Consider the following 1,583-nt stretch of genomic DNA (forward strand, 5'->3'; position numbering starts at 1 on the left):
GACCACTCCTACCAGCCTTTACAACGGTATGAGTGTAGTGATTATCAAGTTATCGGCTTATTAGTACCGGTCAGCTCCGACAGTCTTTAGTCCTGTCTTCCACATCCGGCCTATCAACCCAGTCGTCTGGCTGGGAGCCTCTCCCCCGAAGGGATGGAAATCTCATCTCGAAGCCGGCTTCCCGCTTAGATGCTTTCAGCGGTTATCCGTTCCGAACGTAGCTAATCAGCGGTGCTCCTGGCGGAACAACTGACACACCAGAGGTTCGTCCATCCCGGTCCTCTCGTACTAGGGATAGATCTTCTCAAATTTCCTGCGCGCGCAGCGGATAGGGACCGAACTGTCTCACGACGTTCTAAACCCAGCTCGCGTACCGCTTTAATGGGCGAACAGCCCAACCCTTGGGACCTACTCCAGCCCCAGGATGCGACGAGCCGACATCGAGGTGCCAAACCATGCCGTCGATATGGACTCTTGGGCAAGATCAGCCTGTTATCCCCGAGGTACCTTTTATCCGTTGAGCGACAGCGCTTCCACAAGCCACTGCCGGATCACTAGTCCCGACTTTCGTCCCTGCTCGACTTGTCAGTCTCACAGTCAAGCTCCCTTGTGCACTTACACTCGCCACCTGATTGCCAACCAGGTTGAGGGAACCTTTGGGCGCCTCCGTTACTCTTTGGGAGGCAACCGCCCCAGTTAAACTACCCATCAGGCACTGTCCCTGAACCCGATTAGGGTCCGAAGTTAGATATCCAGAGTGACCAGAGTGGTATTTCAACAATGACTCCACGAACACTAGCGTGCCCGCTTCAACGTCTCCCACCTATCCTACACAAGCCACACCGAACACCAATACCAAACTATAGTAAAGGTCACGGGGTCTTTCCGTCCTGCTGCGCGTAACGAGCATCTTTACTCGTAATGCAATTTCGCCGAGTTCGCGGTTGAGACAGCTGGGAAGTCGTTACGCCATTCGTGCAGGTCGGAACTTACCCGACAAGGAATTTCGCTACCTTAGGATGGTTATAGTTACCACCGCCGTTTACTGGGGCTTAAATTCTCAGCTTCGCCTTGCGGCTAACCGTTCCTCTTAACCTTCCAGCACCGGGCAGGCGTCAGTCCGTATACATCGTCTTGCGACTTAGCACGGACCTGTGTTTTTAGTAAACAGTCGCTTCCCACTGGTCTCTGCGGCCATCGAACGCTCCCGGAGCAAGTCCGTTCACGCCTCAGGCCCCCCTTCTCCCGAAGTTACGGGGGCATTTTGCCGAGTTCCTTAACCACGATTCTCTCGATCTCCTTAGTATTCTCTACCTGACCACCTGAGTCGGTTTGGGGTACGGGCAGCTAGAACCTCGCGTCGATGCTTTTCTTGGCAGCATAGGATCACCGATTTCGACTTGCGTCTACCCATCAGATCTCAGGCTATATGAACGACGGATTTGCCTATCGTTCGCCCTACATCCTTAGACCGGGACAACCATCGCCCGGCTCGGCTACCTTCCTGCGTCACACCTGTTAATACGCTAAACGCACCAGCACGGGGTCGTACGCTAGGCCCAACGCTTCACCCCGAAGGGATC

Annotated in this window: 1 rRNA gene (running past one end of the window); it reads right to left on the reverse strand. The window is 54.5% G+C overall.

Annotation, left to right across the window (positions count from 1 at the left end):
• Positions 1-40 precede the first annotated feature (40 nt).
• Positions 41-1,583, reverse strand: a 23S ribosomal RNA gene (locus tag C5C49_RS16565) (it continues 1,553 nt past the right edge of the window).

Source organism: Rathayibacter sp. AY1E2, assembly GCF_002932325.1.
Lineage (GTDB): Bacteria > Actinomycetota > Actinomycetes > Actinomycetales > Microbacteriaceae > Rathayibacter.